7 protein-coding genes and 1 pseudogene are annotated in these 6,700 nt (G+C 37.3%); 4 read left to right on the top strand and 4 right to left on the bottom strand.

What is annotated here, in order from left to right; translation table 11 throughout:
• The 3 genes from G6Q48_RS22225 to G6Q48_RS10120 form a co-directional block, all read right to left on the bottom strand.
• A partial coding sequence (locus tag G6Q48_RS22225) for a hypothetical protein (protein ID WP_228516233.1) occupies nucleotides 1–99 on the bottom strand: 99 nt, incomplete at its 3' end.
• Between the two features lie 103 nt (nucleotides 100–202).
• Nucleotides 203–331 (bottom strand): IS66 family insertion sequence element accessory protein TnpA, encoded by a 129-nt coding sequence (gene tnpA, locus G6Q48_RS22420; RefSeq protein WP_256372927.1) that lies wholly within the window; start codon nucleotides 329–331, stop codon nucleotides 203–205.
• 445 nt (nucleotides 332–776) lie between these two features.
• Nucleotides 777–2,528, bottom strand: a complete 1,752-nt coding sequence (locus G6Q48_RS10120) for a hypothetical protein (protein ID WP_166266203.1) — start codon at nucleotides 2,526–2,528, stop codon at nucleotides 777–779.
• Between the two features lie 393 nt (nucleotides 2,529–2,921).
• Between G6Q48_RS10120 and G6Q48_RS10115 the strand changes: the two are divergent.
• Nucleotides 2,922–3,239, top strand: a pseudogene (locus tag G6Q48_RS10115) (tyrosine-type recombinase/integrase); the annotation flags it as partial.
• A 172-nt stretch (nucleotides 3,240–3,411) separates the two neighbouring features.
• Entirely contained in the window at nucleotides 3,412–4,026 is a 615-nt protein-coding gene (locus G6Q48_RS10110; RefSeq protein WP_166266200.1) for a Fic/DOC family protein, read from the top strand.
• Here the strand turns inward: G6Q48_RS10110 and G6Q48_RS10105 are convergent.
• Nucleotides 4,023–4,187 carry a hypothetical protein gene (locus G6Q48_RS10105; protein ID WP_006536548.1) on the bottom strand — a complete coding sequence of 55 codons (165 nt, stop codon included), beginning with the start codon at nucleotides 4,185–4,187 and terminating at the stop codon, nucleotides 4,023–4,025. The two genes, G6Q48_RS10110 and G6Q48_RS10105, sit on opposite strands and share 4 nt — an antisense overlap.
• Nucleotides 4,188–4,392: 205 nt before the next feature.
• On the opposite strand from G6Q48_RS10105, the gene G6Q48_RS10100 reads away from it, so the two are divergent.
• Entirely contained in the window at nucleotides 4,393–4,737 is a 345-nt protein-coding gene (locus G6Q48_RS10100; RefSeq protein WP_242685798.1) for a hypothetical protein, read from the top strand.
• Between the two features lie 11 nt (nucleotides 4,738–4,748).
• Nucleotides 4,749–6,698 (top strand): site-specific DNA-methyltransferase, encoded by a 1,950-nt coding sequence (locus tag G6Q48_RS10095; protein WP_166266197.1) that lies wholly within the window; start codon nucleotides 4,749–4,751, stop codon nucleotides 6,696–6,698.
• Nucleotides 6,699–6,700: the final 2 nt, after the last annotated feature.

The raw sequence follows: 6,700 nt of genomic DNA, 5'->3' as shown, positions 1-6,700 counted from the left end.
TAATGCGTGGCAAGCCAACGTTAAGCTGTTGAGTCGTTTTAAGTGTAATTCGGGGCAGAATTGGTAAAGAGAGTCGTGTAAAATATCGAGTTCGCACATTTTGTTGTCTGATTATTGATTTTTGACGAAACCATTTGATCATATGACAAGATGTGTATCTACCTTAACTTAATGATTTTGATAAAAATCATTAGGGGATTCATCAGCGCTTAGCGTAAAAAGTGGAGAGGCTCAGTCCGTTACGTTCACAGAATAATCGTTGTGATAACTGGCTGGATTCATAGTGTTCGAACAGGGTTCGCCATTCTTGGTTAGTGCGTCGTTTGGCCATTTCAAATCTCCTTTGGGTTGGAGGTTTGATCTTATTATTCGGGCTAGACGATTAGAATGCGGGGTTTATGATGCGCTTACAATACTCCAAACTGCAAATTTCTGTACGTACAGTCGTAAATACTCAATTATGTTCATAATCTGCTGTGAGAAAAAGTAAGTCAAGAAATGACAGGAGAAATCGTTCAAGAATCTCGTGTCAAATGATTTTGGGGCAGAAACGAGTTACGCCTCAATGTCCGCTCCTGGCACGAAGCGGACCGTCTGACACACTGCGAGGTCTGCTACGAGCGAAGAGCGGACATTGGCAATTAGTCCGCATAACGACCCTTTTATCTGCACAAAGGTTCCAGAAGGCATAAAAATTACTTGTTAATAGCACCAATAAGTATTAACTGAATAAAAAGCTTTAGAAGATCATCTAAAGCTTATATTGCACTTTAACATTAATGCAGGACTTCATTTAAAGTTGCATTAAAATTCTTCAAGCTCTCAATGACTTGATCAAATATAAAATCTAAAGCATGGCTATAACCTGATGCCAAAGTTGCACTATCAAAACCAAGATTAGCTAAATGTTCAATGGATTTATTGACTGCTTCATGAGCTTCAGCGTTCCTCAAGTCATTATTTATAAATAGGGCTGCTAACGTATGATTGGATGAATTATAATTTGCAAGTTCATTGGCATGTTTTAGCGCGGATTGCTCTTCATTTTGTTCATTAATAATCCTTGTAAGGTTTAATATTCCTTGCAGTAATTTTAGCGTTTGCAATCTTTCAATATCCTTAGCCTTTACACCCATAGCAATACTTAATTTCTTTAATGAACCAGTTTTAATCTTATTAATGATCTCGTTTATAGTCTTGCATCTAGCCAGGAAATCTTGCTCTTGCATATCGATTGAGGCTACATGAGCAAGCTTTTGCAGTACAGGATAGTTTCTAATGCCTTCATCATCAAGTTCATCTCTGTTGTATTCAAAAATATCAGAATTCGACAGGGGAACATCTAAAACTCTACCTAGAGATACTAGGTTTTCATTAAGCTCAGCTAGTTCTCTAGCAAATCTAAAAGTCTTAGAAACAATATGCTCATCATCTAATGAATTAGTATCAATAAGGTTTTGGTCTTTCGCATAATCAAACACATGATATATTTCCTTTTCTGGAACTCCTCGGTAAAGCTCATAAAAAGGTATTTTCACTAAGTTTCTACCGACTCTTACACAGTCTCTAAATGCCCATTGCCCGCCATAGCTAGGGTCTGCATGATAGTGATTACCATCAAAAAATGGAATGGCTTTGTATGTCTTATCTTTCTCATATTTAGTAAGAAAAGCATCATCAACATATACGTATTCGTCACTACGATAATCGGTCGCTCGTGACATTGTCATCGGTGACTTGTGACCGGGCCATACTAATGTGTTGACGTCTAATTCAAAGCAAAGCTCTGGCTGAACAGATTGAACAGTTCCCCATGCTTGAAGCAATACCCTATCTGTATGATCAACTATTTTAAATTCAATCCAGGGAAGTTCGATTCTAAAGTGATTAGAACCTGATAATAGTTCGAGTACCTCTTTAGTTCGTTCGATATAGGCTTCGAAGAAGAAAACTTTTACTCCAACACAACCTTTCATCCATAAATATTTTCTGAGGTAATCATTCCTCATCGTCCATTTAACATCTTTGTTGCTTTTGAAATAATATTCGCTTGAGACATCGCCTTGTGCGACTCCATATGATGGCGAAGAAACCTCATCAAAAATTACTTTTTGTTCATCATCCCCTATGAGCCTTGGTTTCAATCCCAGTTTCATCCAGACATCTTCGGCCAAAAAAAAGGAGTAGTGAAGACTTGATCCCCAAGAAGCTACAATATACCCATAACCGGAGATAGATATATCTGTACCCCAAGCCCCACCTTTCTCTGTGCAGTCCTGCGTGGAAAATGTGACGACACCTTCACAGGATTCACGTAACACACTTAGATTTGCGACATCACCCTCGGGAACTACGGCCATGATCATATGAGTGTAATCATAATCATCTTGATATTTATTTCTTTCGTACCGATGGGTTACAGTAACTTCTCGCTGGGGGTTAGAATTGTCTTCAACAAATAATAGATCCTTTAAACCCTGAGGTATTTGCTCAGCTGGTAAAGGAAGCTTTGATAAATAATCAAGCACTTAATAGCCCTCCGTGATAACCATGAGTGTTAGCTAACACAGTAATCATATCCATTTTGGATGGTTTGTGTCTAACCTACTTTTGACCATAGAATCATTGCAGGGCTGTAAAATTTATAAAAACAGAAACTACTATGTATCTGTTGCTGGGTAGCACAGTTATTTTTCAAACTGTCCGCTCTCGGCACCAAACTGCCTGTCAGATTATGTTATACTCTATGCAATAAATTAGTGTTTTATACTGATGTAATTTTACTTTGATAATCTTATAAGTACTATTTTCGCAGACACCTTGTTCTAAATGAGTACACCGCTGAGTACAAAATAAATAATTTAAAATCAAATCATTATAAATCAAACTAATACACCATAAATTTAGGTTTTAACGTGAACCGCAAACATTTATTTCCCGGTCGTGATTCTTGCCATAAACCAATGTCTACTAACTCGCTAAGGCAATTTCTTAAAACGAGAGGTTGGAGTGGTATATATAGCCCTCATGCGACACGTACAACAGGCAGCACACGATTAAATGAGTTAGGATATCGACCTGATGCTATAGAAGCACAATTAGCCCATATGGACTCAAATAGCGTTAGACGTTCATATAATCATGCAACTTATCTTGAAGAGCGCAAAATCATGATGCAAGATTGGGCTGATAAACTTGATATTTGGGTAAAACAGACCAACCTAGAATCAAAATCATGATGCATGGGTGTGTTAGCGTTGAAATATAACGATATTTATTAATTTTTCAGCAAAACCTATAATTTAACCTACACTTAATTAATCCGTTGATTTATAGGTAGTTATTATTTATTTGATGTTTTTAGCATTATAACGTACAAAATTCATACCCATACCACAAGAACACGCTTATATGAATAAATACGATGTGTTTAACAGCGAAGGAAAATTTGCTGATGGTTCTGATGAAGAAGTGCTAGCTAATAAGCTAGGGCTTTCAAACGTTGATGATATCAATGATGCTGAGCTTGTTCTGTTAGAAAAGTTGTATCAGGTTATTTTTGAAGAGCAATTCCCAACTGAACAAATCACGGTATCACTTATTCAGCGCTGGCGCCAATGGTTAGGAAATGTTTACGAGTGGGCAGGTCAATTACGTACAGTGAATATTAGCAAAGGTGGCTTTATGTTTGCCCCTGCGGGTCGAGTTGCAAAATTACTTGCTCAATTCGAGAAAGAGTTTCTAGCGAAGTACACACCTTGCACCAATATGAGCCGAGAACAAGTCATAGAGGCTATTGCCACGGTACATGTGGAGTTGATTCTGATACATCCATTTAGAGAAGGTAATGGGCGCTTATCGCGCTTACTTGCCGATGTAATGGCAGTACAAGCTGGTTTCCAGCCGTTAGACTATGAAAGTTGGACTCAACACCCCGAGCAGTACATCGCAGCAATCCACGCAGGGTTAAACCTTAACTATGAACCCATGAAATATTGGGTTAATGAAGCCTTAAAAGAAAACTAAATCGCCAGTTTCAAATGTCCAAACTTCTCACGTTTCGCTTTCATTTCTTCTTCAAGGCGACGAGACTCCTGCCCCGTTTCAATCGCTGTAGAGGTTGCAACCGAACGAATGAGTTGAGTACGAGTTGGTCTTGTTGCTTGAATTAATTCGTTCTTTTTCATGGTAGTCTCATATCAAACGGGCGATAGTGCATTTTATCACCGTTGTTTTGTATGGCAACATAGAACACCTTTCTAGTTAAAAATTTTACTGCACAATGTCACTTCATTTCCGTCTACCTTGAGCTGCTAGTTCAATTACTAGATGCGCAATTTACCTCGGATGAGCATTTGAAGCTATCAATCATTAGAATGGTTTGAAAAGCAAATGTTTATCAATGAAACAATATTTGATATTGTTTCATTATCACATAACGAGGTTATAACCATGATATCAGCTCTTGATGGTGGAAATTTCATTCTCAGCTCGATGGCTAAGGAAAGAGTCAAATCAGGTCAACTTGATAGAGCAACAATAGAAGGCTCTAAAGGCGAATATACGGTGATTTTTAATGGTTCCGAGGGGGAGGGTAAGCCATCAGTCTTATGTAGCTCCAGACAGCCTTATGAAGCACGAATTTTCAAAAGCATAGATGGTGCGGCGGCAGAACTACTACGCATAGGTTTAAGTGAAGCTTCAATCAAAAATACCAGCAAATCGAACGCTAAATAATCAGGTTTAAAATGGATATGCAAAAAGAAACGATTTTTTCAGAAGTAGAAACTACCAATAGCAAGCAGCTTGCTGTTTTGAAGGCTAACTTTCCACAGTGTTTTGATAAAAACGGGGCTTTCATTCAAGAGAAGCTGCTTGAGGTCGTCAAATCATCGGATATTGAACTCTCTAAAGAGTCATACAGCTTAAACTGGCTTGGTAAATCCTATGCCCGTCTGTTGGCTAACCTACCACCGAAGACTTTGCTGACAGAAGATAAAGACCATAATCAATCAGAAGAGAACAAAAACAGTCAGAATCTGTTAATCAAAGGGGATAACCTTGAAGTATTAAAGCACATGGTTAATGCTTATTCTGAAAAAGTTAAAATGATTTACATTGATCCACCATATAATACTGGTTCAGATGGATTTGTATATAATGATGAGCGTAATTTCACAGCAGAACAGCTTTCTGAACTGGCTGGTATCGAGCTTGATGAGGCCACACGTATCCTCAATTTTACTGTCAAAGGTTCAAGTAGTCATAGTGCATGGTTGACATTCATTTACCCCCGTCTTTATATTGCTCGTGAACTTTTAAAAGAGGATGGAGTTATTTTCATATCCATAGATGATAATGAAGATAAACAGTTAGGATTATTATGCGACGAAGTATTTGGTCAAGCTAACTTTGTTGCGAAACTCCCTACAATCATGAACCTCAAAGGAAACCATGATAACTTTGGCTTTTCAGATACGCATGAATATATATATGTATATGCTAAAAACAAAGATATTTGTCATTTGGGCCAATTCGATATCGATGAAAGTGAAGTTGAAAAAGAGTGGGATGAAGATGAATATGGCCTATTTAAAAGAGCCGATACATTAAAACGTACTGGTCAAGATGCATCTAGAAAATCCAGACCAAAAGGTTGGTTTCCAGTATTCATCAATTCAGAAAACAAAGTTTATGTAACTGATGATGATAAACCTCTACACGAAAATGATTATATCATTTACCCAGTAAGCCCTACAGGTGAAGAACTATCGTGGTCATGGGGAAAGAAAAAAATAAATGATGAGTTTTATAACTTAATAGTAATAGATATAAAGGATGGAAAAAACATTTATAAAAAACAAAGACCTGCTCTCGGAGATCTACCAACTAAAAAGCCAAAATCAATTTGGTATAAACCTGAATATAGTACTAGCACCGCAACAAATGAACTTAAAAACCTTTTAGGAGATAAGCTATTTGAAGGCCCGAAGCCAGTTCCCCTCATATCTGATCTTATAAAAATTGGAACAAAAAAGGATTCATTGGTTCTTGATTTTTTTGCTGGTTCAGGTACGACGGCAGAAGCTGTTGTGTATTTAAATAATAAAGATTCTGGATGCAGGAATTTTATATGCATACAAAAAGATGAGGATATAAATAAAACTAAGAACGCTTATACTATTGGATATAGAACTATTTTTGAAATAACCAAAAAAAGAATCAGCAAAGCTGGAGAAAAGTTAAAAAAAGGAAATCCCAATTATAATGGAGACCTTGGCTTCAAAATATTTGAAACAGTTGACGACTTCCGTGCAAAAGATGAGTCTGAACTTACGCTGTCTAACCATACATTCTTTGATGATACAGTATTAACACTTGAGCAATATAACTCCTTATTGACTACATGGTGTGTATATGATGGTAGCTTATTAACAACACCAATTGAAGATGTTGTTCTCGATGGCTACAAAGCGCACTTGTGCGATGGTCGTCTGTATCTGATTGCGCCTAACTTCACCAGTGAAGCCCTGAAAGCTTTACTTCAAAAGCTAGATTCAGACAAAGACTTTGCCCCTAACAAAGTTGTGTTTTATGGCAGCAACTTCGATAGTGCGAAACAGATGGAACTCAACGAAGCACTAAAAAGTTATGCCAATAAAAAATCTATTGATTTAGATTTGGTGGCGAGGAACTAATC

The organism is Providencia sp. M-27 (assembly GCF_011077905.1).
Taxonomy (GTDB): domain Bacteria; phylum Pseudomonadota; class Gammaproteobacteria; order Enterobacterales; family Enterobacteriaceae; genus Providencia; species Providencia huaxiensis.
Note: the sequence above shows the minus strand (reverse complement) of the source record. Positions and strands in the feature narration are given on the sequence as shown.

Bases quoted from the DNA above. Each gene is read 5' to 3' on its own strand.
- tnpA (WP_256372927.1), bottom strand. From the start codon at position 331: ATGGCCAAACGACGCACTAACCAAGAATGGCGAACCCTGTTCGAACAC.
- G6Q48_RS10110 (WP_166266200.1), top strand. From the start codon at position 3,412: ATGAATAAATACGATGTGTTTAACAGCGAAGGAAAATTTGCTGATGGT.
- G6Q48_RS10105 (WP_006536548.1), bottom strand. From the start codon at position 4,187: ATGAAAAAGAACGAATTAATTCAAGCAACAAGACCAACTCGTACTCAA.
- G6Q48_RS10100 (WP_242685798.1), top strand. From the start codon at position 4,393: ATGTTTATCAATGAAACAATATTTGATATTGTTTCATTATCACATAAC.
- G6Q48_RS10095 (WP_166266197.1), top strand. From the start codon at position 4,749: ATGGATATGCAAAAAGAAACGATTTTTTCAGAAGTAGAAACTACCAAT.